The 23,591-nt window shown below is 43.1% G+C and carries 23 protein-coding genes and 1 tRNA gene; 13 read left to right on the forward strand and 11 right to left on the reverse strand.

The genetic code is table 11. The features are described from left to right. Positions 1–22 precede the first annotated feature (22 nt). The 3 genes from HWQ38_RS23695 to HWQ38_RS23705 all read left to right on the forward strand — a co-directional run bounded on the left by HWQ38_RS23695 (position 23) and on the right by HWQ38_RS23705 (position 1,522). Entirely contained in the window at positions 23–979 is a 957-nt protein-coding gene (locus HWQ38_RS23695) for a heme o synthase (protein WP_292798473.1), read from the forward strand. Positions 980–1,184: 205 nt separating this feature from the next. Next, positions 1,185–1,307: a hypothetical protein gene (locus HWQ38_RS23700; protein ID WP_292798475.1), complete on the forward strand. Its 123-nt coding sequence runs from the start codon at positions 1,185–1,187 to the stop codon at positions 1,305–1,307. Next, positions 1,304–1,522, forward strand: coding sequence for a hypothetical protein (locus HWQ38_RS23705; RefSeq protein WP_292798477.1), 219 nt, complete (start codon positions 1,304–1,306; stop codon positions 1,520–1,522). The genes HWQ38_RS23700 and HWQ38_RS23705 overlap by 4 nt, the downstream gene beginning before the upstream one ends. Positions 1,523–1,563: 41 nt before the next feature. On the opposite strand, the gene HWQ38_RS23710 is transcribed toward HWQ38_RS23705, so the two are convergent. After that, positions 1,564–1,755 carry a hypothetical protein gene (locus HWQ38_RS23710; protein WP_292798479.1) on the reverse strand — a complete coding sequence of 64 codons (192 nt, stop codon included), beginning with the start codon at positions 1,753–1,755 and terminating at the stop codon, positions 1,564–1,566. A gap of 15 nt (positions 1,756–1,770) precedes the next feature. On the opposite strand from HWQ38_RS23710, the gene HWQ38_RS23715 reads away from it, so the two are divergent. From HWQ38_RS23715 to HWQ38_RS23725, 3 genes are all read left to right on the forward strand, one after another. After that, positions 1,771–1,926, forward strand: a complete 156-nt coding sequence (locus tag HWQ38_RS23715) for a hypothetical protein (protein ID WP_292798481.1) — start codon at positions 1,771–1,773, stop codon at positions 1,924–1,926. 94 nt (positions 1,927–2,020) lie between these two features. Then, positions 2,021–2,485 (forward strand): hypothetical protein, encoded by a 465-nt coding sequence (locus tag HWQ38_RS23720; protein ID WP_292798483.1) that lies wholly within the window; start codon positions 2,021–2,023, stop codon positions 2,483–2,485. A gap of 181 nt (positions 2,486–2,666) precedes the next feature. Then, the gene (locus HWQ38_RS23725) at positions 2,667–3,542 is read left to right on the forward strand and encodes an MBL fold metallo-hydrolase (protein ID WP_292798485.1); all 876 of its coding nucleotides are present in this window, start codon (positions 2,667–2,669) and stop codon (positions 3,540–3,542) included. A gap of 337 nt (positions 3,543–3,879) precedes the next feature. Here the strand turns inward: HWQ38_RS23725 and HWQ38_RS23730 are convergent, their stop codons facing one another. The 3 genes from HWQ38_RS23730 to HWQ38_RS23740 form a co-directional block, all read right to left on the reverse strand. Next, the gene (locus tag HWQ38_RS23730; protein ID WP_292798487.1) at positions 3,880–4,485 is read right to left on the reverse strand and encodes a hypothetical protein; all 606 of its coding nucleotides are present in this window, start codon (positions 4,483–4,485) and stop codon (positions 3,880–3,882) included. 208 nt (positions 4,486–4,693) lie between these two features. After that, positions 4,694–7,000, reverse strand: coding sequence for an IMS domain-containing protein (locus tag HWQ38_RS23735; RefSeq protein ID WP_292798489.1), 2,307 nt, complete (start codon positions 6,998–7,000; stop codon positions 4,694–4,696). Positions 7,001–7,714: 714 nt separating this feature from the next. After that, a complete protein-coding gene (locus tag HWQ38_RS23740) occupies positions 7,715–7,894 on the reverse strand; it encodes a hypothetical protein (RefSeq protein ID WP_292798491.1) in 180 nt (59 codons plus the stop codon). Between the two features lie 141 nt (positions 7,895–8,035). On the opposite strand from HWQ38_RS23740, the gene pdhA reads away from it, so the two are divergent. The 4 genes from pdhA (at position 8,036) to fba (ending at position 11,611) form a co-directional block, all read left to right on the forward strand. Beyond that, positions 8,036–9,070 (forward strand): pyruvate dehydrogenase (acetyl-transferring) E1 component subunit alpha, encoded by a 1,035-nt coding sequence (gene pdhA, locus HWQ38_RS23745; protein WP_292798493.1) that lies wholly within the window; start codon positions 8,036–8,038, stop codon positions 9,068–9,070. An 87-nt stretch (positions 9,071–9,157) separates the two neighbouring features. Beyond that, the gene (locus tag HWQ38_RS23750; RefSeq protein ID WP_292798495.1) at positions 9,158–10,027 is read left to right on the forward strand and encodes an aldose epimerase; all 870 of its coding nucleotides are present in this window, start codon (positions 9,158–9,160) and stop codon (positions 10,025–10,027) included. A 61-nt stretch (positions 10,028–10,088) separates the two neighbouring features. Then, positions 10,089–10,160, forward strand: a tRNA-Lys gene (locus tag HWQ38_RS23755). A gap of 371 nt (positions 10,161–10,531) precedes the next feature. Then, entirely contained in the window at positions 10,532–11,611 is a 1,080-nt protein-coding gene (gene fba / locus HWQ38_RS23760; RefSeq protein WP_292798497.1) for a class II fructose-bisphosphate aldolase, read from the forward strand. A 195-nt stretch (positions 11,612–11,806) separates the two neighbouring features. On the opposite strand, the gene HWQ38_RS23765 is transcribed toward fba, so the two are convergent. The 6 genes from HWQ38_RS23765 to cysH all read right to left on the reverse strand — a co-directional run bounded on the left by HWQ38_RS23765 (position 11,807) and on the right by cysH (position 18,000). Beyond that, positions 11,807–12,619, reverse strand: coding sequence for a carbon-nitrogen hydrolase family protein (locus HWQ38_RS23765; protein WP_292798499.1), 813 nt, complete (start codon positions 12,617–12,619; stop codon positions 11,807–11,809). Positions 12,620–12,836: 217 nt separating this feature from the next. Beyond that, on the reverse strand, positions 12,837–13,160 hold the full coding sequence (gene trxA, locus HWQ38_RS23770) for a thioredoxin (protein ID WP_265275256.1): 324 nt from the start codon (positions 13,158–13,160) through the stop codon (positions 12,837–12,839). 369 nt (positions 13,161–13,529) lie between these two features. After that, complete coding sequence (locus HWQ38_RS23775) at positions 13,530–14,693, reverse strand: GuaB3 family IMP dehydrogenase-related protein (protein ID WP_292798503.1); 1,164 nt, start codon at positions 14,691–14,693, stop codon at positions 13,530–13,532. A gap of 335 nt (positions 14,694–15,028) precedes the next feature. Then, the gene (locus tag HWQ38_RS23780) at positions 15,029–15,559 is read right to left on the reverse strand and encodes a YdcF family protein (protein ID WP_292798531.1); all 531 of its coding nucleotides are present in this window, start codon (positions 15,557–15,559) and stop codon (positions 15,029–15,031) included. Positions 15,560–15,959: 400 nt separating this feature from the next. Beyond that, complete coding sequence (locus HWQ38_RS23785; protein ID WP_292798505.1) at positions 15,960–17,213, reverse strand: exonuclease SbcCD subunit D; 1,254 nt, start codon at positions 17,211–17,213, stop codon at positions 15,960–15,962. A gap of 61 nt (positions 17,214–17,274) precedes the next feature. Beyond that, positions 17,275–18,000, reverse strand: a complete 726-nt coding sequence (cysH, locus tag HWQ38_RS23790) for a phosphoadenosine phosphosulfate reductase (RefSeq protein WP_292798507.1) — start codon at positions 17,998–18,000, stop codon at positions 17,275–17,277. An 876-nt stretch (positions 18,001–18,876) separates the two neighbouring features. On the opposite strand from cysH, the gene HWQ38_RS23795 reads away from it, so the two are divergent. Continuing rightward, positions 18,877–19,413 carry a methanogen output domain 1-containing protein gene (locus HWQ38_RS23795; protein ID WP_292798509.1) on the forward strand — a complete coding sequence of 179 codons (537 nt, stop codon included), beginning with the start codon at positions 18,877–18,879 and terminating at the stop codon, positions 19,411–19,413. 213 nt (positions 19,414–19,626) lie between these two features. Then, complete coding sequence (locus HWQ38_RS23800) at positions 19,627–20,961, forward strand: ATP-binding protein (protein ID WP_292798511.1); 1,335 nt, start codon at positions 19,627–19,629, stop codon at positions 20,959–20,961. A gap of 78 nt (positions 20,962–21,039) precedes the next feature. Here HWQ38_RS23800 and HWQ38_RS23805 read toward each other — a convergent pair whose 3' ends face one another. Beyond that, positions 21,040–22,629, reverse strand: a complete 1,590-nt coding sequence (locus tag HWQ38_RS23805) for a DHA2 family efflux MFS transporter permease subunit (protein WP_292798513.1) — start codon at positions 22,627–22,629, stop codon at positions 21,040–21,042. A gap of 244 nt (positions 22,630–22,873) precedes the next feature. Between HWQ38_RS23805 and HWQ38_RS23810 the strand changes: the two genes are divergently transcribed. Then, positions 22,874–23,470 carry a TetR/AcrR family transcriptional regulator gene (locus tag HWQ38_RS23810; RefSeq protein ID WP_292798515.1) on the forward strand — a complete coding sequence of 199 codons (597 nt, stop codon included), beginning with the start codon at positions 22,874–22,876 and terminating at the stop codon, positions 23,468–23,470. Positions 23,471–23,591: the final 121 nt, after the last annotated feature.

Here is a 23,591-nt window from a genome sequence, read left to right on the forward strand (position 1 = left end):
AAAATAAGGAACCAGAGTCAAAATGATTGAGACTAATGTCTCTCGCCACCACGAAACATTTTTACAGGTAATTCAAAGTTACTACCAGCTAACTAAGCCGCGGATTATTCCGTTGCTTTTGATTACTACGGCTGGCAGTATGTGGATTGCGGCTAAGGGAGAAGTAGACTTCTTGCTGTTGCTAGTAACTCTCACTGGTGGCACCTTGGCGGCTGCAAGCGCCCAGACGATTAACTGTGTCTATGACCGGGATATTGATTATGACATGGAGCGGACGCGTCATCGGCCGATACCATCGGGTAAGGTGCAGCCGCGCGATGCTCTAATTTTTGCGATCGCACTGGCAACAATTTCTTTTACACTCCTAGCAGTATTTGCCAACCTGTTAGCCGCCCTATTAGCCTTCTCTGGCATTGTCTTTTACATTTTGGTCTACACCCACTGGCTAAAACGCCACACTACCCAAAATATCGTTGTTGGTGGGGCGGCTGGGGCAATTCCGGCGTTAGTGGGTTGGGCTGCTGTCACAGGTACATTAAGCTGGTCAGCATGGTTAATTTTTGCTATCGTCTTTTTGTGGACACCGCCCCATTTCTGGGCTTTAGCTCTAATGATTCGGGACGATTACGCAAAGGTTGGGATACCAATGCTACCTGTGATTGAAGGTGATACGGCAACCGTGAAGCAGATTTGGTACTATACGCTGCTTACCGTAGTTGCAACCGGGTTATTGGTTTATCCCTTGGGCGCGAGTGGAATTCTTTATGCTGCGATCGCCCTAATTCTGGGAGGATTATTTATCTACAAATCTTGGCGGTTGTTGCAAAATCCAGAGGATCGCACTGTCGCTAAAGAGTTGTTTCTCTATTCCATCTCCTACATGATGCTGTTGTGTCTGGGGATGGTAGTCGATAGTCTTCCCGTTACCCATAATCTAATTAGTGCGGTGAGCAATCAGCTGCATCTACTAATCGGCTAATTCTGAGCTGGGGATTTAAGCCAAAAGAAATCGGGTTTGAGAAAAACCCGGTTTCTCAAAGGGGCGTAGGCGTAACCCAACCTAGGCATCGTTCTTTTGCTACTTCTAAAGTTTTATACTGATAAATACAGCATATTGAGGACTACTAATTATTCCGACAGCAGAACAAACTCTACAGTGCTTTCTTCTTTGCCGGAGATTAACTATGATGTATCGACCTGTTTATCTAATACGTTTAGATGAACGCACAGGCGAAGTAGTCATTATAGCTGGTGAAGAAACCGAGATAGCGATTCCGCGTGATCGGAAATGGACATTTAAAATATGAAACCAAATTTTCACGAAATGAGCCTTAAAGAATTACGAGTCTATGTGCTGGCTCATCAAGACGATAATGAAGCTTTCTATGCTTACATGGATAAGTCAAAGACAGAAGGAAATTGGGTAACAATGCCACCTTTGACTTCAATGGATGACTTTGATCATTACCCTGAGTTTATTGATAAAATACGTAAAAAGGTGAAGGACGAGTATAAGGTTTAACTAGTCAATCGATCGCATTTTCAGAAATTAAAAATTATACATTATACATAATTAGAGTTTGGTGGATTTGCTATATCTACGACGGGCGTAGCTGCGGCAAGTAAAGTTTCAGTCATAAGTGAATTTATTAAGCTACCGCCTACGCTGACAAAGGCTTGACTCTCAGCGGCATCAGCTTGCCAAAACACGCCGTTCAGCCTTAGCATCTGTGGTTGAATGATGCGGGTGGTCACGTTTGGTATGTGTTTGTGAAGGCATACACGGGGCAGGTAATGAGCGATCGCCAGTGGGAAAACAGTTGGGTTGACAGCATTTATAGCCTGCAATACAAACTCTTAGCAGGCGATACAGGCGAGTGGATCATGCCATTGTTTGCTTACACGTTTGACCAACATTTCGCATAGGCTGGTTTTCAAAAGGAACTAAAATAATCTATTTGTCTTTTGTTACCATGATAAATGAGAGCAAGAAGCCTGACCATTGAACGGGTGAACTGACATGACACCTGAACGCGAACTGAGAGTCGAAATCGCAAGAAACATCATTGATGAATGTGAAGTCCTGTTTAGCGCCCAGGCGTGGAAGTTCTATCAGCGCTCTGGTCGGGGCTACCTGTATCTCCACAAAGTCGTGAATATCCAGCATTCTGGTGGCAACGACTTTTCAATCACAGAAAGTCCATCGGCAATTGGAAGCAAGGTTCATTATGTGGCGCAAACAAGTGAACCCTGGAAGATGATGACCCTCTCGCAAGCGGCGAAAGAACAATCGATCGAATATACCCAACTCTTTAATGTGATTGACACCTATAAGCCCAAGGAAGAATATGTGGTAATTGTGGGGTTTAATTACGGTTCTGATGCTTCAGAATACTGGTTTTTAAGACGACCAGAATTGCCGCCAATGAAAGCCTACACTGCGGTTCGCCATCGTCCGCAGGAATTTGGAGTGGATTCGCTCTAAGCGCGAAACAACGGTTCAATATCCCCAGAACCAAACATCAACTTTCTTGCCTCTCCACCCCAAAAAGTAGGAAATGCCCCACAAGGAGCATTTATACTAAACAGTCTCAAGTTACTTTTGCTAGCGTAGTGATATAGAGTTTATCGCTCCCCAGTAAGCGCCTGGAAGCAAAAGGATTAATATGGCACATTTAAATCAGCGTCGATCGCAAAATGTCAACGGCGATTTTTATGTAGATACTACGTGTATTGATTGTGATACCTGTCGCTGGATGACTCCTGAAGTGTTTTCTCGTGTTGATGAACAGTCGGTGGTTTATCATCAACCAACGAATGAAGCCCAAAGATTAGCAGCGCTTGAAGCACTTTTAGCTTGTCCTACTAGTTCTATTGGCACAGTTGAGAAACCAAAAGATATCAAAGTTGCTCAACAACAGTTTCCAATATTAGTAGCGGAAAATATTTACCACTGCGGTTATCATTCGGAAAAATCTTACGGTGCTGCTAGCTATTTAATTCAACTTCCAGAAGGTAACATTTTGGTGGATTCTCCCCGGTTTACGCCGCCTTTAGTCAAGCGTTTAGAAGAACTGGGGCCAATTCGTTATATGTATCTAACTCATAAGGATGATGTAGCAGATCATCAAAAGTTTGCCGAGCATTTTCAGTGCGATCGCATCCTCCACGTTGATGATATTTCTGCGGATACTCGCAATGTAGAAATACAGCTAACTGGTTCCGAACCATTTGCTTTGACTCCAGATTTATTAATTATCCCAGTTCCTGGTCACACCAAAGGACAAACTGTTCTACTTTATAAAAATAAGTTTCTGTTCACTGGCGACCATCTCGCTTGGTCAGAAAGCTTGCACCAACTGGTTGCATTCCACGGTGCCTGCTGGTATTCTTGGTCAGAACAGACTAAATCAATGCGTAACTTGGCTAACTACTCTTTTGAGTGGGTGCTACCAGGCCATGGGCGAAGGTTTCATGCTGATTGGGAAACCATGCGCCAGCAAATGCACAAGTGTATTGAGTTTATGGAATCTTTGAATTGAGAACCCTAGTCTTTGAAGATCATCCTAAATCCCCCTTTTTTAAGTCGGGTTAGGGGGTATCTTCGAGTTTGAAAACAGTCTCTAGCCGCTTCTCCACTTCCGAAACTGTCTTTGCATATCGCGTTATTTGAAAGTTGAAGAAATGGTATAGCGTTTCCTAATTACATAAGGTACATCATAGCCCCCTCTCGAAGAGCGGGGAGGGGGTTGGGGGTGGGGTTCTTGTACCTCACTCAACCGATAACTGCCAATACAGTTCGGTTAAGGCAAGAGACGCGATAAGCGGCGTGTCATTAAAAAACCTTATCCGAACCGTATTGCAATAACTGCTATAAGCCTATTTGAGATTCAGAAGTTGAAGCAGATTTTGAAGCTTCAAATTATTCCAACTCAAAGCTACTGAAGTTTCAATAGTTAAATTTCCTTCTTTAAGGTTAGTAATCAAAGCAGAACCATTTTCAAGACTATAGAAAAGGTCATCTAAAAGCTGCAATTGATTTCGAGGAAGAGTATAGTAAACCTGATTATTTTCAATTCTAACCTCTTTTGGTAAAGCTCCATTGGGAAGTTTACCTCCCAAAAATGTTGTCCAACCTGCAATCAGGTAACGGTAAACTACCGATTCAGTCTCAAACTGAGGGGGTTTCAATAAGCGAAGTTCTCCTTCCAGGTAATCTTCATGAAGAGTTATTTTCTCAGGAGTAAAATGTAATTTGACTTGAATTTTATTGTACTCTATTGTCGCAATAAGTCCTTCCTCAGAGTGTGGTTCTAAGCTTTTTAATTGCTCAACTCTAGATTCGGCTTGTTGACAGAGAAGTAAAACCGTTTTTTTTGTCAAAGTCAACTGTTTAGCTCCTGAACTAAACAGAATGTATTCTTCTAGACTTTTTTTTAGAAATTCTCTAGACTTCTGAAACGTTGCTGTAATTTTTTCAAACATAATGCTCTGCGAGAAATATTTAGGTTTCCATTTATAAGTATTCCCATATAATTTGCAGGAATCATCACGTTCGGACGACGATTTTTTAAAGTTGGCTTTCCAAAGCTATACAATATTTGTCTTGTTATATTGTTGACTTGTCAAATTACTTAATTGTTAAAGCCTTTCAAGGTAACGGTTCAGCGCTGGAGTAAGTCGTAAACATCGCCTAAAAATTAAAACTTATCTCATTGACAACAGATATACTCTGAATACGCCATTTACCTAGTTGTCGAATCAAATCATACCGAACTCGCAAATTCTCTTTAGAAGAGTTTTTAAATTGACCATTTTCATATAACTGCATCGTTTCCTTCACCGTAGCTTCCACTGCACCACGATCTGCAAATAAATCAATTTTCTCTACAGATTCCACCTTCAAGCTATGGTCGTACTTGCGGTAACGGTTGTCTGACCTATCCTGTTGAGCAATCAGCCGCCATTGAGACAAAGCTGAACCAGTTAAAATCTGCTCTAAATTATTAATCTGATGATTCGTCCCTAAAGCTTCGGCTTTGGTAGATAGCCAAGTCCGAATGACTTCCTCTGCCATTGCATCTGTTAAAGGACCTTCTAGTGATTGTAGTTTACTGTTTGGATCAGGAATAGATATTGGTGGTTGATTTATTTGTATAAATAACTCTGAACCACGTATAGATGGTGTAGGGAAAAACAGATTTTTTAACCATCCAAAAGTTGTTGTGGCTAACACCCAGAAAACTAATATACTCACCAAAGAAATAAACACTCTCCATACCAGCCGTGTTTTACCTTCTATGGTGTTAGCAAAGGTTCGCCGCCGCCGAGGACGACGAGGACGATTATCTGGTACACCCTCTCGGCTAGCAGATTGAGTAGGTTTTCTCCGCCTCCGCTTTTGATTATTACCGGGTGGAGCAGTCTTACCTGAACCGTTTAAATGCTGATTAGTGCTTCTACTCATGCGTTCGGCAGTAGGAACCTCGGATTTTACACTCTCAGATGAATTCCATCTCAGTGGTGATAAGTTTGAATATTCAGGTGTTTCTCTTGTTGGTGTTTCTGGCAAATCTAAGTCAGGTGTTCTGCTGTGATTAAATTTTCCTGAACTCCTAGTTGAATTGTTGGGGAAAGGGGGATTATTTCTCTGGGGTTGGGGAAAATACTGGGGGTTAATTATAGCCCATTCATTAGTTGTTTCTGCATCCGTTGGCAGTGCTTCTAAATAAGCTTGCACCTGTTGGTTAGCAAAGTAATCTTTTAGGAAAGCTTGCTGGTTTGCTAAATCTCGAAAATGTGGAAATACTTCGTGTTGCAACCACTGTTCTGTATATAGACACAGCCCCGGTAACAAATCTGGAGAGTCCTGAGATTTTTCCCGAATAAAAGCTAAAGCTTCGTACTCCTGACTAAGTTCTAAAACACGAGTTGCTTCTTCAGTCTGTCCCAAGAGTAACGCACATAGCGACTGTTCTAAATGTACGTCTTGGCGCTTGCCCAGACGCATGAGCATTTGCCTTGCTTGACGAATTAAAGCAGGTTGCCGTTGAGCAAATCCCCGTGCTATCAATGCATAAACAGCTAAATAAGTGGCAACAGCAGAAGGACGTTTGCTTTGGGCTTCAAATAACTTATGCTGCTCTGCGACTGTTAAGTGGTTGCGTAACTGCTGGATAAATCGGAGAAAGTCATCTATATTTAAACCAGAGTCATCATTGCTCGTGCCATCAATCCCACCACGATCTTCTAAGAGGTTTTGCAATAATTCCAAGCCTTGGTGTCGTTCGGCAGTCTTCTCTTGAGGTAGTGCCAGCAACTCCAAAATTCGATATGGTCGCAATTTGTAAAGATCCGCCTGAATTTCCGCCTGTACACTAGAGAACAAACCTTCGCGGGCTAGCAGTTCTTGACCAGTTTCTAAGGAGATGGCGGCATTTTCATAGTGGCCTTGCTGCCACTGTTCCCGACCTAATTCTAGACAGGCAAAGGCAACAGTGAGAACAACATCGGGATGTTCAGCGCTTTGGTGTATTTCTTCGTCTACTAAATTATGGCCTTTTCTTGCACTTGTAGGACTATTTTTATTTACCAAGTAGGGACGACCTAGTTTGAGTACAAGTTCGTATTCCCCCAACTCTTGCAAAATTAATAAAGCGCCAACTAATTCCTCTTGGGTAATTTCGATGCCCAGACTCTGGGTGTCAGTACCTCTTTTGGTGCTTTCTGTGCGATTTTCCAGTGCTACTGCGGCAGCAGCAAGGTTATCAGGGTCATAGGCGTGGGCAAGATAAAGCTGATCGTAGGTACTGCGTTGTTTTGGATCTGATAAAACCACGTAAGCTTCTTCTATGAGTTGTTTACGAGAAGAAATTGCAGCCTGAGAATACTCACGTCGTGGCAATTGGACAATGCGATCGCTATATGCCTGTCGCAATTGTTCATCACTTGCCGCTAACGGTAGTCCTAAAATTCGGTAGTAATCTAGCGGAATTCGCACAGCCTACTTCCCCTGCACCGTGATCAACATAATTCACCTAGAGCGTTCCAGGACTGTAAAACCGTGCCATAATGCCGTGTAAAATTTACTCTCTAAGTGTATATTGCAACAACTTGTTTTGTACCTTTACGAAATTTTGAGTCACATTCTAGTACAAATTTTTTACTTTCGCCTAGAAAGCCTCACTCTTTTGTCTTAATTCTTAGTATTTTTGTTTAACACAACTATTATCAGCCTTCGATAGCACAAACCACAACCACCGCTTTTAGTGACGACATAAATGTTGTGGCTGCAAGAATCTATTGATGATTGATTTTTTCGGGACTTTCCCAGTCGCCAGTCACTAAAATACCACTATTGGGGGTTGACCCTGATAACATGAGAAAAAAATAATATCATAATTAACATTTAATTACAATTACCTATTTGGATATAGATATTTGGGTCTTTTTTTAAATTGTTAATGGATATGCAGAAAGTAGTCTATCTTGATTGCTAGTCTATGAAAGGGAATAGTGAGAGAGAAAAACCCAAAGCGCCAGATATTGCCGGTTAGCGTCAAATCCTCACGGGGCATGGGCTGAAAAGTTAAAAATCAAAAATTAAAAATTTAGGTATTCCCTAAGACCTTTTTTGGTGCATAAATAAAGTTTGATTGTTGAGTCTTACAAACGCTAGCCTGTTAAAAGCTGAGTTGTTATCAGACCAACTTATTTAAGGAACAGGCGATCGCTGGTAGACAAAAGCAATAAATCTAAGCGGTGTTGTAGTCATAAAATCAAACTGCCTACCGAAGGTGGACGGCTGTGCGGGTTCTTCCTTGAGAAGATAAAGATCGCAAGACCAGAGACGCTGTGTAAGACTCAGACCGGATTTGGTTTTGGTATTCAGCAATGAATACACAAGGGCAGAGCAACGGCAATCAGACGCTACGCATAGCGTCTTTAAAACAGAAGCCTACACTAATACTTCGTATACAGTGTAGGTATTTCATGACGATAACTTTAAGTTGTACAACACGAATACTCAAAAATAATGGTTCAAGAGCGTACTTTACCCACATTTAATCCTGCTACTACTCACATTACTAAGGAAGAAGCCTTATGGTTGTATGAGGACATGGTTTTAGGGCGCTTGTTTGAAGACAAGTGCGCTGAAATGTACTATAGGGGAAAAATGTTTGGTTTTGTCCATTTGTACAACGGTCAAGAAGCCGTTTGCAGTGGTGTTGTGCAGTCAATGCGACCGGGTGAAGATTTCGTTTGTAGTACCTACCGCGACCACGTTCATGCTCTGAGTGCGGGTGTACCAGCAAGGGAGGTAATGGCAGAATTATTTGGCAAAGCCACAGGTTGCAGCAAAGGGCGCGGTGGCTCCATGCATATTTTTTCTGCTGAACATCGCATGCTGGGTGGCTATGCTTTTGTGGCTGAGGGAATTCCTGTGGCGGCTGGAGCGGCTTTTCAAAGCAAATACCGCCGGGAAGTGCTAGGAGATAAAAATGCTGACCAAGTGACAGCTTGCTTTTTTGGCGACGGTGCGGCTAATAATGGTCAGTTTTTTGAGACACTAAATATGGCAGCCCTATGGAAACTGCCAATTCTGTTTGTAGTCGAAAATAATAAGTGGGCCATTGGTATGTCTCACGAGCGAGCGACTTCCCAACCAGAGATTTATAAAAAAGCCAGTGTATTTAACATGGTGGGCGTGGAAGTAGATGGCATGGATGTTCTAGCAGTACGAGCCGTGGCTCAAGAAGCTGTAGCCCGTGCCCGTGCAGGTGAAGGGCCAACATTAATTGAGGCACTTACTTACCGCTTCCGGGGTCACTCCTTGGCTGATCCTGATGAAATGCGAAGCAAAGCTGAGAAAGAATTTTGGTTCGCCCGTGACCCAATTAAGAAGTTAGCAGCTTATTTGCTGGAGCAAAATCTGGCGGATGAGGAAGAACTCAAAACAATTGATCGTAAAATTCAGGATGTGATCGACGAAGCAGTTAAATTCGCCGAAAGTAGCCCGGAGCCAGACCCCAGCGAATTATATCGTTTCGTTTTTGCAGAAGACGAGTAACAGAGTTAGGAGTTAGGAATTAAAAGTTATGAATTTTTAACTCCTAACTCACAACTCCTAACTATCCCTAAACTCAGGACTAAATTTGTGTTTAGCATTGCAGTTCAACAGCAACAATACAAAACCTACATTCTTTCTGACGAAGCCGCTGGTTCTCAATTGGAAGTCGTACCAGAACGCGGTGGTATTATCACCCGTTGGCGCATTCAAGGGCAAGAAATTTTCTACTTAGATACTGAACGCTTTACTCATCCTGATTTGAGTGTCAGAGGTGGGAATCCAATTTTGTTTCCTATTTGTGGCAATCTACCAGATAATATTTATACTCACAATGGGCTACAGTATACTCTCAAACAACACGGTTTTGCCCGTGAATTACCGTGGTCAGTAACAGAACAAAAGACTGGAGATAAAGCTAGTCTAACTATTGTTCTTAATAGCAACGAGCAAACTAAGGCAGTTTATCCTTTTGATTTTCAGCTGGCTTTCACCTACGAACTTCAAGGTAATACCCTAAAAGTCCGCCAGCAGTATAAAAACTTGTCATCCACATCAATGCCCTTTTCAGCTGGTTTCCATCCCTACTTTCTGTGTGGTGATAAAACTCAGTTGGAGGTGGAAATTCCCTCTAAGCAGTATCAAGATAATCAAACTAAGGAAATTCACTCTTTTGACGGCAATTTCGACTTTAACCGTGATGAAATTGATTTCGCCTTTGGACAGCTAACAACTCAATCGGCTACTGCGATCGACCGCAGCCGTCAGTTAAAACTCACTTTGGATTATGATCATTTCTCTACTTGGCTGGTATTTTGGACAGTCAAAGGCAAAGAATTCTACTGTCTAGAACCGTGGAGTGCCACGCGTAACTCTCTCAATACTGGTGAAAACCTGACTGTGTTAGAACCAGGAGCCAGCTACACGGCATCTGTGGGGTTAACCGCAGATTTTTTCTAAACCGCTTTACAAATCTACAGATGTTTATGCTATGATGGCAAAGTTGCGAAATGCAGCGAAAGGGTCGCTAACTCAACGGTAGAGTACTCGGCTTTTAACCGATTAGTTCCGGGTTCGAATCCCGGGCGACCCATATAGAAGTTGATTAATTGATATGAGATGGCGATCGCACCTTGATGGTAAAATATCAGAGGATTTGTCAGAGCTTAGTGCCTTGAGATTGAAGCGATCGCTTTCAGATCACCATCTTGGATACTGCGCTACCAAAACTAGTAGTTGTAGGGTAGCTTAATGTACAGCAATATAGAGCAAGTATGAGGCATAGTACAGCAGTAGAGAGCGAGTATAGGTCATATTTATAGTAACTGTGGTGTAAAGTTTTTCAGCATAGACACACGACACTAGTTATAATTTCCTATAAGTTGAAAAAACTCTTAAGATTTAGCGTGATTATAACGCTTCTCTCATACCAACTAGCTAACAACCACATTAGGAGGACTATCTATGGCGCTTGTACCACTGCGGCTGCTGTTGGATCACGCAGCTGAAAACGGTTATGGCATCCCAGCTTTCAACGTTAACAATTTGGAGCAGATTCAGGCGATCATGAAGGCTGCTGTCGAGACAGATAGCCCCGTAATTTTGCAAGCTTCACGCGGCGCTCGTAATTATGCAGGAGAAAACTTCTTACGCCACCTGATTTTGGCAGCAGTAGAAACCTATCCTCAGATTCCCATTGTCATGCACCAAGATCATGGTAATGCTCCTTCTACCTGCTACTCAGCAATGAAGAACAACTTCACTAGCGTCATGATGGATGGTTCTTTAGAAGCTGATGCTAAGACCCCCGCTAGCTTCGAGTACAACGTTAATGTTACCCGCGAAGTTGTAAATGTAGCTCATGCTTTGGGTGTCAGCGTTGAAGGTGAACTCGGTTGTTTGGGTTCTCTAGAAACTGGTGCTGGCGAAGCTGAAGATGGTCACGGGTTTGAGGGTACACTTGACCACTCTCAACTCTTAACTGACCCCGATGAAGCTGTTGACTTCGTAGAAGCAACCCAAGTAGATGCTTTGGCTGTTGCCATTGGCACAAGCCACGGTGCTTATAAGTTTACCCGCAAGCCGACTGGGGAAATTTTGGCAATCAGCCGCATTGAAGAAATTCACCGCCGTTTGCCCAACACCCACTTGGTAATGCACGGTTCCTCCTCTGTACCGGAAGATTTGCTTGCACTGATTAACCAGTATGGTGGTGCAATTCCTGAAACCTACGGCGTACCTGTAGAAGAAATCCAAAAAGGTATCAAGAGCGGTGTACGTAAGGTAAATATTGACACCGATAACCGTTTGGCTATTACGGCTGCTGTACGCGAAGCTTTAGCTAAAAAACCAGAGGAGTTTGACCCCCGTCACTTCCTCAAGCCTTCTATTACATATATGCAGAAGGTTTGTGCTGAACGCTATCAGCAATTTGGCACTGCTGGCAACGCAAGCAAGATTAAGCAAGTTTCTTTGGAAGATTTTGCTGCTAAGTATGCTAAAGGTGAACTCAACGTTGTTACCAAGACAGCTGCTAAAGTTTAATTTTGACAGCAAATAAATAGTAGCACTGTGCTACTATACTTCTAAAAGACTGAGGATTCTTATATAGGCATAAACCGGGCGGTTACCCGGTTTTTTGTTTTATTTCCAGGTAATAGGCATTGGGCATGGGGCATGGGGCATTGGTCAATCAATATATCAATAGTTCTTCTTCACTTACCCCCTGCTCCCCAGCGCCTAGAATACCCGATGTTGTAAAGAGGGCATTTGACGGCGGACTTGTTCGAGCCTAGTGGGGTTGATTTGGGCGATCGCAATTCCCGGTTTTTCCCCAGCATCGGCTAAAATTACGCCCCAAGGGTCGATAATGACCGCGTGTCCGTGGGTTAGACGGCGATCATAGTTATTGCCTGTTTGGGCAGGAGCAATGACATAGGCGGTATTTTCTATGGCTCTGGCTTGTAGTAGTACTTGCCAGTGATCTTTGCCAGTAAAGGCGGTAAAGGCGGCGGGAATAAACATCACATCGGCTCCCTTCTCTGCCAGATGACGATACAGTTCCGGGAAGCGGACATCATAACAAATAGAAAGCCCTAAATTACCAAGTTTTTCTGAGGAATACACGGGCGGTAGTTGCGTACCAGCTACAACGGTGCTGGATTCCCGATAGGTATTGCCGTCGGGGACATCAACATCAAATAAGTGTACTTTGTAGTAGCGGGCAAGTTCTTCACCGTTTGGGTCGATGAGTAAAGTGGTGTTATAAACTTTGCCTGTATTGTCTACTGGAAGTGGAAAGCTGCCGCCCAAGATCGTAATTTGAAAGCGTTGAGCCATTTTTTTGAGAAAATTTTCACTTTCACGAGCGATCGCATCGCCTTGGGCGAGTTTGTCTTTTTCTTCTCCCATATAGGAAAAGTTTTCTGGTAAACCTACCAATTGGGCACCTTGACGCACGGCAAGCTCGATTAATTCTTCTGCCTGTGCCAAATTTTTGTGTAGATCAGGCACACTGGTCAATTGAATAGCGGCGGCTAAATAAGACTTCATAGATTCAACAACGAACAGTTGATTTATGGAAGAGAGATGATCAGAATATATCGTTACTTCTAGAAAAGTCCTAAAAATATTCTGAATCCAAAAGTGTATACAAATGTAAACAAGTTTGAGAGACGGGAATTTCGCGTCTCTCAAACTTGTTTATAAAAATTAACCTCAAGTTAGAACAAAATGGATAACTCAAGAGGATTTTATTGCCGATTGAGTTTCAAAGATACTTTTCGAGAGTGGAAGCTAATGTACTTTTAGGCACTGCGCCGACCACCATATCCACTTTTTGTCCACCCTTAAAAATCATTAATGTGGGAATGCTGCGGATGCCGTACTGACTAGCAACATTAGGATTTTCATCTGTATTGACTTTTACGACCTTTATTTGACCTTTGTACTGTTCGGAGATTTCATCGACAACAGGAGCTACCATACGGCATGGTCCGCACCAGGGTGCCCAAAAGTCAACTAAAACAGGTACATCGCTGTCGAGTACTTCTTGCTTGAAACTAGAATCGGTAACTTGTGCGGCTGTTGACATGCCTAAAACCTTCGCCAATAATATCAGAGCTTGGTGAAAATTCTACCATAGCAAAAACATCAGCTTTGGAGTAGAGGATGTACATTTGCAAAGAAGCTCTCTTATTTTATTTACAAACATAAGGAACCGCCCGAACAATAGTCCGGGCGGAGTGTGGTGTGAGGAGTGAACGGAAACATGCGTCTCCGCTATCTCTATTGTAGGTGACATATCAGATTTTTCCAGCAATTGTTTAGGGGGCTGGAAAAATTTATTCAAGAATTAGGTATTGGGCATTAGGCATTGCATTGGGCATTGGTTATTCTCCTTGTCCCCCCTTGTCTGCCTTGTCTCTCTTATCCGCCATGCCCTATGCCCCATGCCCCAATTCTATTTCCCCATACCTAATTGTTGAGCTTTTTGGTAAACTTTACCCTCCGTTAATAAGGAAGGCGCAATCACAATTTCCACTTGTTGCATTTCTTTAATATTTTTGACTCCCAAGGTGCCCATGCTCGTCTTTAAGGCTCCTAAAAGATTGTGAGTACCATCATCTAGTGCTGCTGGCCCAATCAGTATTTGCTCTAGGCTACCAGTGGTGGCAACGCGAATGCGCGTGCCACGAGGTAAGACTGGGCTAGGAGTCGCCATACCCCAATGATAACCTCGTCCTGGGGCTTCGGCGGCTCTGGCAAAGGGGGAACCAATCATCACACCATCGGCACCGCAGGCGATGCATTTACAAATGTCGCCACCTGTGATTAAACCGCCATCAGCAATAATCGGGATATAGTTGCCAGTTTCCTTGTAGTAATCATCTCGTGCCGCAGCACAATCTGCGATCGCAGTCGCCTGTGGCACACCCACACCCAACACGCCACGAGAAGTACAAGCGGCACCAGGCCCAATTCCCACCAGTACCCCAGCCGCCCCAGCTTTCAACAAATTTAAAGTAACTTCATAAGTCACGCAATTTCCCAACACCACGGGGATAGGCATGGAACGGCAAAATTCTGCTAAATCAAGAGGTATTAAAGACTCTGGTGATAGATGTGCAGTAGAAACTACCGTAGCCTGGATAAAAAATAAATCTGCCCCAGCTTTGGCCACAGCCTCACCGTATTTACTTGCACCCGCTGGAGTTGCACTCACCGCCGCAATGCCACCTTGTTCTTTAATTTGCTGAATACGTAGTTCAATTAATTCTGGCTTTATTGGTTCGGCATAGAGTTCTTGCATCAGGGCAACAAATTCATCTTTCCCCACAGAGGCAATTCGATCTAATATTGGCTCTGGGTCAGCATAGCGAGTTTGAATCCCCTCTAAATTGAGGACACCTAATGCTCCTAACTGTGACAAACGTACAGCCATGCGAACATCTACTACGCCATCCATCGCACTGGCAATTATCGGGATTTCTCGCTCAATATTGCCAATCCGCCACTTAGTCTCTGCCAAACTGGGGTCTAGTGTTCTGTTACCGGGGACTAGAGCAATTTCATCTATTCCGTAAGCTCTGCGAGCTGTTTTTCCCCGCCCAAGTTGAATTTCCACGCTTTAATTTTTCTCAAATCTGTTTAAGCTAGGGTATCAAATTGTAGAGGGAATTGGGACGTTTTTTTCCCGAACTACACAGATAAATTCGAGTTACCCAAGCCGCCGCTCAAAACTTTGCTAGACGGAAAGTATTCACCAAGCAAGCAAATGAGCAAAAATTGTTAATTGGTTTTTATATTGTGTTGTTTGAAGGTTGGTGTTGCACTAGCTTTTGATGATTGTAGTTTCATGTGTCTGTTATTACTTAGTTAATCTCACGATTGTTGCCATTAATTCTCTTAATTTGCATGATATTCAGTTAGGTCAATATCATGCAAATTACCACTAATGATTTATTGTTTATTTTTAGCTACATCTACACCAGTGTAACCAGTCGCTAACCAAAGTATCGCTCTAGCTCCATCGCGGATAGATTTTTCGATAGATTCAGGGGGGTTTTCTGAAGGAACTGGGACTGGTTTTAAATAAATACCTCGACTACCCAAAATAATTTCGCCGATGACACAAGCCCGGCGCATATGGAAGTCGGAAGTAATCAAATAAACGCTCTTGATGCCGCGAGATTGCAAATCATCCACCAACGTAGTAAAATTAGTAACTGTATCTACAGCCTCATAGTCAAAGTGTAAACGTTTGGGATCAACACCAGCTTTGGTAAACACTCGTTGGGTGAATCTACGTGGACTACCCCCGCTAATCCAAATAGGTATATTTTGATGCTCACGAACGAATTTTGCTGTAAACTTCTCTCGCTCTAAATGTCTCGTTGAACCACCTAACACTACAACTGCTTGCGGCTGTACAAATTGGTTTTGTACTTCTTTGTATCCCCACCACATGATTAGCGGTAGCACAAAAGCCATAAAACGAAAATATTTACCTGTAAAGAGTAACTTATTCAAGGCTCGATAACTTAATTTACTGAATCCAAAATTTCCTCTGGTTAGAAGAAAAACAACAATTGATAGTAGAGTAGCAAACTCCTAAAAAATCTGCCCAAATACAAATAGGACTTACGCAAAATGACACGCGCTTTGGGGCAATTCATGTAGCTTTAGCTGACCGCAGGGTATTGCCCCTACAGCGCGATTAAGCGTGTTTGAAGTTTTTCGTCTGATTGATGAATTATCCTAACCTGTATCGGACAATCTATCAAAGGGTTCTAGCAGCTTGTCGGAGAACCCAATTTAGTGGGACTTAATTTTTTAAACGCAGAGGGACGCAAAGTAAAGCGCAGAATCAAAAGATAATTTGTATTTTATCCTATTCATTAGTTGCTGCTTCTAGCCAAACTTCCACATCATCTGTTAGCAACTTCTGTGCAGCATCCAGCATTGATGCTGCGATGTCTTTGAGGTCTTCACGATTATTCAAGTAAGTTTTCAAGGCTTCCATTGGGTCGATGCTGCTACTTGCACTCAATTCAGGAATACGAGGTCGAGCTAGTTGACTGACTAATTCTGCTTGAATGGTGTAGGTATGAGCGAGACTTAAAGCAGTATGTAGCGAGGAACTGTCAATTAAATCCATCTGTTCGGAGCGGAGTTTGTAAATTAGCCGCACTACAGCATCTTGAATATCATACTTGGCGATCGCTTTCATTAACACCACTTGCGGATCATCTGTTTTCGAGACATCCACTTCAATGGTCTGAAAAGTCCGAACTGTTAAGGGACAAAATTCCCATTCAGCGCTTCCCCGCTCCAGTTCTAGCATTACATAGCCTTTATCTTCTTTTTCTTCGCTGAAATCTACCCGCTCAATGCTTCCTGGATAAATCACCGGCGGGTTGTTGGATTTATTCAGATTCTGGTGACGGTGGACGTGTCCCAATGCTACATAATCAAAACAAGGTCGCGTCAGCAAAGATAGGGGGAGAGTAAAGCCTTTACCTACTGCCAAAAAGCGTTCTGCGCCCAAGGTAGCATTGTCTGCCATCAAGTGAGCCAAAAGGACAGTTGGCACATCGGGGTCAAGACGGCGAATTTCACCTTCTAGAACAACTCGCAGACGTTCTGTTAACAGTTGGTTGACTTCCGCCAAAGACAAACCTTCAGTCTCTTGGCGAGTCATCAGAGTGGAACGGGTTAGCCAAGGGAGGGTGATTACTTGCACTTTGCCATTACGGGTTTCGATGCAGTGAGTAGTTAATGTATCACCAACAACAAATCCTGGTACTCCCAAGGTGCGGTAAATATTTAAACTCGCTCCTCCCTGTCCTTGGGAGTGTTGGTCATGGTTGCCTACCAACAGCACTGTCGGAATATTGGCATCCATCAGACGGCGAAACTGGCTAGCAAAAGCTTGTTGTACATAAGGCGGTGGTGTAGCATCCGGGAAAGCGTCACCACCAAATATCACCATATCAACCGCATCTGTCAATGCTCGGTCAATACATTTAGATAATGTATTGACAAAATCCTCCAACCGTGAATTTAATCCAGTTGCGGGATTAATTCGCCCGTGGGAAAAGCCGCTTCCCATGTGGATGTCAGAGAGGTGGAGGATTTTGATCATATTTGTCCTTTATTCTTAGTCATTTGTCCTTTGTCTAATACTAATGACTAATGACCAATGACTAAATGTGAATTCCACATTCTGTTTTATCACTTCCCCGCCAACGTCCGGCGCGTTCGTCTTCGCCTTCGCCGACTTTGGTGGTGATGGGTTCGTCACCAATGCTGGGATAACCTTTGTCGTGTAGAGGGTTGTAGATGACTCCGTGTTCAGCCACGTAAACCCAGCTGTCTTTACGTGTCCAGGTAGCTATAGGATTTACTTTCAGCCGACCTTTATTATCTAATTCAAATATGGGCATATTCCCACGGGTTACTGCTTGGTCACGGCGGCGTCCAGTTATCCAAGCGACGCTATTGAGTTCATCTAGACTGCGTAGCAGTGGTTCAATTTTTGTAATGTGGTGGAATTGGGCAATATCTTTGTCCCAGAGTTTTTCGCCGTACTTGGCTTCAAAGGCTTCGCGGGTGTCTAATTCTGGAGTTTTGTAAGTTTGCAAATCGAGGTTGTAGATTTGTTTGGCTTTAGCTACTAATTCTAGGCTTTCAGGGAAGTGGTGCAAGGTGTCCAGAAAGATTACAGGAACAGGATGCTTCAGTTCACTGTAAAGAATATGGGTAATTATCATGTCATCCACATTAAAGGCGCTGGTTTGCACCAGTCCCGTTGGGATATTTTCTATAGACCATGCCAGTATTTCTTTGGGAGTGGCAGTTTCAAATTGCTCATTTAATTTCTCTAAGTCAAAAGCGATCGTTTGGTTTCTAGATGCCGTGGAGACTGTCATGATAATCTTCTATTCAAATATTTTTACCTTGATTAATATTGATCTTATCCCATAAAGGCGCCTATTCCGCTCGGAGATAAGGTAATTATTCTGTTCGGGAATTACTACATTCTGAGGATGAGGGCATTGGGCATTGGTCAGTAAAAATCATTACATAAGGAGAAATCACAGTATTTACTAAGAAACTTTACGGTAATTTAAGTTTTACAAGGCTTTTCTGGATATTTATACTGAGTTTGATATGGTTAAGGAACTATTAACAAAAAGGATTTTACTTAAATGAACGATTCAAAATTGCCCAATGCTTTAGGACAATCTATAATTATGGGCGCTTTCATGATCTTGACCAGCGTTGGGATTATTACAATCATGAACTTTTTCTAAGATAAAGATTTCTAATTTTAGCAATAAGACTTTACAAAGTCCCGCTCAAAACTGAGTGGGACTTTTACTTTTCTGCTCCACATATATCTGTGTATATTAAACCTCTTCTGTGACTTTCGGCAGAGAATAATTCAAGACTTACGTATTAACAGGAATTTGACTATTAAACATAGGAGTGAAAAAGAATGTAGAGAGAGGTAGCAATGCTAAGTCTCTACAAGGGTTCTAGATAAGGTATGTTTTTCTACCAGATGTCTATTGTCCGATTTTGCAGGTATCCCGGCTGAACCCGCTCAAAGAGCTTGCCTCAACAAATAACTAAATTTAGTACCATTCCATTCTGGCGTTGATGTTAGTTTTGTAGCCAGTTAGGGAAAACTATTATAGCTATACATGGTACTTAATTAAGAGATTTTGGGGTGTCCCTGACTTTCGCTTAACTAAGCGACATTGATGCTTGTCCTATCTAAACATCCAGTAAATAACATCATCATGGTTCACATATCTTTGATCGACAACCAAATACAATCCTTAGAATTACCGATTGAGCGCGATCACTTTCTGCGTACAATGATTCGAGAATTGGCTGGAACCTTACAAGATGTTGTTGGGATTGAAGAGGCAGCAGGCTTTTTGAATGTGGTTGGCTATCGAACAGGTCAACATGTCAATCAGCAATACCAGAACGCTTTGCAACTGTCAAATCTTTCTCGGAGGCAGGTAACTGCCGTCCTCGTAGATTGGAAACGCCGGATTCAAGGCGACTTTTACGTGATTGAAGAAACCGATGAGAAGATCGTTTTAGGCAATCGCAAATGCCCCTTTGCAGAACAGGTAGAAGGGCGCGAAGCCATGTGTGTTATGACATCTAATATTTTTGGCGCGATCGCAGCCGACAATCTCGGCTACGCTAGAGTCGAGTTACAAGACACGATTGCTAGAGGCGCGCAGGAATGCAAAATCGTCATTTATCTCAAACCTAGCGAAGTATTAGACGAGTTTCCAGCACAGGAATACTTCAAAGCATAGTAACAGCGTTAAGGGGGACATTTGCAGACTATAAGCTTCTGACTGTAATATGTCCCGGCTGAAGTTGATCCCCCAAAGCATAGTTTAGCCTCTTTATTTTTACCCCGTCAGTGCTAAGAGCAATGTTGACATCCTCCCCACCTTACTTCGTTGAAGGTGGGGATTCCAAAGGTGGCTCATGGTAAAGATCCCTGCTTCAATACCTGAAGATCGATGACACCTGATCAATTTTTAACGTTTGCCCAGACTTTACCAGAACCTCTGCTTCTTGTGACTAGCGCAGGTGAAATTTTGGCAGTCAATCAACCTGCTGCTAGACTCTTTAGTAAGACAAGTAAAGCACTCATTGGTCAACGTCTTACCGAGTTTGTCACTGATTCTTCAGAGAAGATCATCGACTATCTTCGAGTTTGCTCCCAAAGTCGCCAAATGATTTTGGGAACTTTAACCATCCACCAAGCTCAGGGAGAGGGAATTGCTTGTCGTAGTCAAGGGGCTGTGATCCAACCGCGATCGCTAGAAAGTCCAGCCATCAATTTACTGCGCTTAGAAAAGCGAACGAGTAATCAATTCGTTGTCCTTAACCAAAAAATTCAGGCGCTGAGTAAAGAAATTCAACAGCGCCAACACCTTCAGGTAGAACTCGCACAATCGAATGAAACCTTAAAACAAACTCTGATCAAACTGCAAAATGCTGTTGAAGCCATTCAAACAGAAAAGATGTCTGGGCTAGGACAGTTAGTTGCAGGGATTGCCCATGAAATTAATAATCCGGTTAGCTTTATTTATGGAAATCTCACCTATGCGAGTGAATACTATGATTCATTACTGAAACTGATTCAACTCTATCAGCAAGAATACCCCAATCCGAGCCTAGTGATTCAGCAGGAAATTGAAGCCGTGGATCTTGATTTTATTCAAAAGGATATTAAAAAATTACTCCAGTCAATGCAGACAGGTTCCGAGCGGATTAGCGAGATTGTTAAATCTTTCCGAAACTTCTCTCGATTAGACGAAGCAACATTCAAAGCAGTTAATATTCATGAGGGTTTAGAGGCTGCATTGATGATTTTACAAAGTCGCCTCAACCCTAGCGGGCGACATTCTGGTATTGAAGTGATTAAGGACTATGGAGAATTGCCTTGGGTTTCTTGTTCTCCTGGACAACTCAATCAAGTGTTTATGAATCTCCTGAATAATGCGATCGATGCTTTAGAAGAAGCTGAACAAGTGCGATGGTCTGCGACCGACCGTAGGTCATCGCCAGAATCAATGCAAAATTATCCTAGTCGGATCTGGATTTGCACGGAGAAACTAAATGATCGCTACATTGGAATTCGCATCAAGGATAACGGTAGCGGAATCCCTACCCAGATTCATCATCAGATATTTAATCCCTTCTTCACTACTAAGCCAGTCGGCAAAGGGACAGGATTAGGATTATCGATTTGTTACCAAATCATCGAGAGCCATCATGGTCGAATTAATGTGATATCTGAGCAAGGTTGCGGAACTGAATTTAGTATTGAGTTACCCATTGTTTACTGATCAAAACTGTACCCTTGCTAAAACGTAATTACGAATTACGAATTACGCGTTCGCGTAGCGTCTCGTAGAGAAGCAGTACTAGTGACCGACTGGCGCTTTCACTCCTGCACCGCCTTTGCCCAGAAATAGTAACAAAGGTAATGAGCAAAGGAATCCTACCCCTACGACTCGAAAGCAATCTGCGTAAGATAAAACCGCAGCTTGGGTATCTACTGTTTGACTTAATAAAGCTAGTGCTTGTTGTTGCGCTGTTGCCGCATCTATGCCTTGGCCTTGGAGTGCCCCGTTGAGCGCATCGAGGCGCTGATTGGTTTCTGGGTCATAAGGACTAAGTTTTGCTAACAAAATGTCCCGATGAAAAGCGTGTCGTCGGTCAAGCAGAGTGGTGAGTAGGGCAATGCCGATGCTACCACCGAGTTGTCGGGTGAGATTGTAGAAACCAGATCCGGCAGAAATATCTTGCTTGGGTAGCGGGCCTAAGACTGCCAAACTCAAAGGGAGAAACATCAATACAGTAAAACCCCCACGCCATACCAATGGCCAAAATAAATCATCTATGCCGGTTTGTGGGGTAATTGCTGCCAATTGAAACATGACTCCAGATGATCCGACAGCGCCCATTGCAATTAAAAATCGGGCATCAATTTTATTAGAAAGTTTGCCTAATAAAACCATAACGATCGCAGACGCTAAAGCCCCAGGCGCTAACAATAGTCCTGTCTGCGTTGCCGTAAAGTGCAGCACACTTTGAGCAAATATCGGCACAGCAAAGAGTGTTCCATAAAGCCCCATACCCACCACTGCTGAAAGAACGCTTCCCGCAGCTAAAGACCGGTGACGCAAAACTCTCAAATCCACAGCCGGATGATCTGTTTTCAGTTCTCGCCAAATAAACAACCCCAAGCCGATAATACTAGCGATCGCTAAGGTGGTGATGAAATTGGAGGAAAACCAGTCGTCTGTCTCTCCTTCCTCTAACAAAGTTTGCATACAGCCAACAGCAATCACCAAAAACCCAATCCCGAACCAATCGACGGCTTGGCTTTGTGTCTCTTTCTTATCTTTATCTTTGGGCAAAAATGCCAAGGACATCGCCACTGCAATGATCCCGAAGGGAATATTAACAAAGAAAATCCACCGCCAGCCCAAACCATCTACCAGGAATCCCCCCAATGTTGGGCCGATGGCTGGCCCAGCAATTACACCCACCCCAAAAACTGCCTGGGCGAATCCTTGTTCAGCCGGTGGAAAAGTCTCGAACAAAATCGCTTGTGCTTTAGCTAACAACCCGCCACCACATAAACCTTGAAGAATTCGAGAAAAAACTAGCATCGGTAGATTAAATGCTAAACCGCATAAAACCGAGGCCAGGGTAAAGCCAATCAACGAGAAGATAAAGTAGGTTTTGCGCCCAAAGTAATCTCCCAGCCATGCAGATAAGGGAATTAAGACGACATTTGCGATCGCATATCCAGTCACCACCCAACCTACTTCACTAACAGTTGCACCCAGACTGGCTTGGATATCAGTCAGGGCAACGTTAACAATACTAGTATCAATTACTTCTAAGATTGCACCAAGAGAAGCCGTGAAAGCGATCGCCCACTTCAATGGCCCCTGCACATAACCAAATTGGTCAAAAGTTGAACGTTTAATGTTGGTAGCCATTGTTAGGCCAAAGCTAAAGTTAAGTATTGTATATATACGCTACGGTAGCGTATCATATAGAATCGGTCAAGAGAGTCTTGAATAAAAAGTGGCAGAAATACATATGCTAAAGATGGATGGTCACTGTTGCTGTTTTCGTGCATAGGAAATGAGTTCTCGACTGATTTATTCTCCATAGGCTGTGTTCTATGCCCAGAGGTAGAAGCAAATTGTCAAAAAGATATTGCTTGGGGATGATATTTTTATGAGTAAGCAAATTAACGCACCCTCTGGACGCCCACGCAGCATCCACGCCGACCAAGCTATTCTGCAAGCGACTTTAGACCTGCTTGCAGAGGTAGGATATGAAAGCATGAGTATAGAAGCGATCGCTTCCCGTGCGGGAGTTGGTAAAACGACCATCTATCGGCGTTACACTTCCAAAGAAGAACTAGTTGCAGACGCTATAGAAAGTCTCAGAGATGATTTAGCGATCCCCGATACTGGCAGCTTTTGGGGAGACATGGATATCTTAATCAATAATGCCGCCAAAAAAATAGATAGTCCCCTTGGTCGTCAGACACTCGCGCTGATCATTAGTACAGCGTCTAGCAATCCTCAGTTTGCCGAGGTCTATTGGATAAAATATACCAAACTCCGACGTGAAGCCTTTGCTAAAATACTTCAGCGTGCAAAGTCTAGAGGCGAAATTCACAAGGATGCAGACGTAGACTTAATTATCGATCTTGTGAGCGGGTCACTATATTATGCACTGATCTTCAAACCCACAACCGAGCCAGTAGAAGCGTATATGCGCCGTACAATGAATCTTCTTCTCAAAGGCATTGGGAATAGGGCATAGGGCATGGGGCATAGGGAAGAGTTCTTCTAAATTCCTGTACAGACGCGATTAATCGCGTCTCTCCAAACTCCTAACTCCTAACTGGCCAATGCCCAATGCCCATTTGAAACTTGTTGCCAAA

It is taken from the genome of Nostoc sp. NMS7, assembly GCF_017115085.1.
In the GTDB taxonomy this organism is placed as follows: domain Bacteria; phylum Cyanobacteriota; class Cyanobacteriia; order Cyanobacteriales; family Nostocaceae; genus Nostoc.

Coding starts and splice junctions, on each gene's coding strand:
- HWQ38_RS23810 (WP_292798515.1), top strand. CDS start 22,874: ATGAGTAAGCAAATTAACGCACCCTCTGGACGCCCACGCAGCATCCAC.
- cysH (WP_292798507.1), bottom strand. CDS start 18,000: ATGACAGTCTCCACGGCATCTAGAAACCAAACGATCGCTTTTGACTTA.
- HWQ38_RS23800 (WP_292798511.1), top strand. CDS start 19,627: ATGACACCTGATCAATTTTTAACGTTTGCCCAGACTTTACCAGAACCT.
- HWQ38_RS23805 (WP_292798513.1), bottom strand. CDS start 22,629: ATGGCTACCAACATTAAACGTTCAACTTTTGACCAATTTGGTTATGTG.
- pdhA (WP_292798493.1), top strand. CDS start 8,036: ATGGTTCAAGAGCGTACTTTACCCACATTTAATCCTGCTACTACTCAC.
- HWQ38_RS23725 (WP_292798485.1), top strand. CDS start 2,667: ATGGCACATTTAAATCAGCGTCGATCGCAAAATGTCAACGGCGATTTT.
- HWQ38_RS23695 (WP_292798473.1), top strand. CDS start 23: ATGATTGAGACTAATGTCTCTCGCCACCACGAAACATTTTTACAGGTA.
- HWQ38_RS23780 (WP_292798531.1), bottom strand. CDS start 15,559: ATGGCTTTTGTGCTACCGCTAATCATGTGGTGGGGATACAAAGAAGTA.
- fba (WP_292798497.1), top strand. CDS start 10,532: ATGGCGCTTGTACCACTGCGGCTGCTGTTGGATCACGCAGCTGAAAAC.
- HWQ38_RS23730 (WP_292798487.1), bottom strand. CDS start 4,485: ATGTTTGAAAAAATTACAGCAACGTTTCAGAAGTCTAGAGAATTTCTA.
- HWQ38_RS23700 (WP_292798475.1), top strand. CDS start 1,185: ATGATGTATCGACCTGTTTATCTAATACGTTTAGATGAACGCACAGGC.
- HWQ38_RS23795 (WP_292798509.1), top strand. CDS start 18,877: ATGGTTCACATATCTTTGATCGACAACCAAATACAATCCTTAGAATTA.
- HWQ38_RS23765 (WP_292798499.1), bottom strand. CDS start 12,619: ATGAAGTCTTATTTAGCCGCCGCTATTCAATTGACCAGTGTGCCTGAT.
- HWQ38_RS23720 (WP_292798483.1), top strand. CDS start 2,021: ATGACACCTGAACGCGAACTGAGAGTCGAAATCGCAAGAAACATCATT.
- HWQ38_RS23785 (WP_292798505.1), bottom strand. CDS start 17,213: ATGATCAAAATCCTCCACCTCTCTGACATCCACATGGGAAGCGGCTTT.
- trxA (WP_265275256.1), bottom strand. CDS start 13,160: ATGTCAACAGCCGCACAAGTTACCGATTCTAGTTTCAAGCAAGAAGTA.
- HWQ38_RS23705 (WP_292798477.1), top strand. CDS start 1,304: ATGAAACCAAATTTTCACGAAATGAGCCTTAAAGAATTACGAGTCTAT.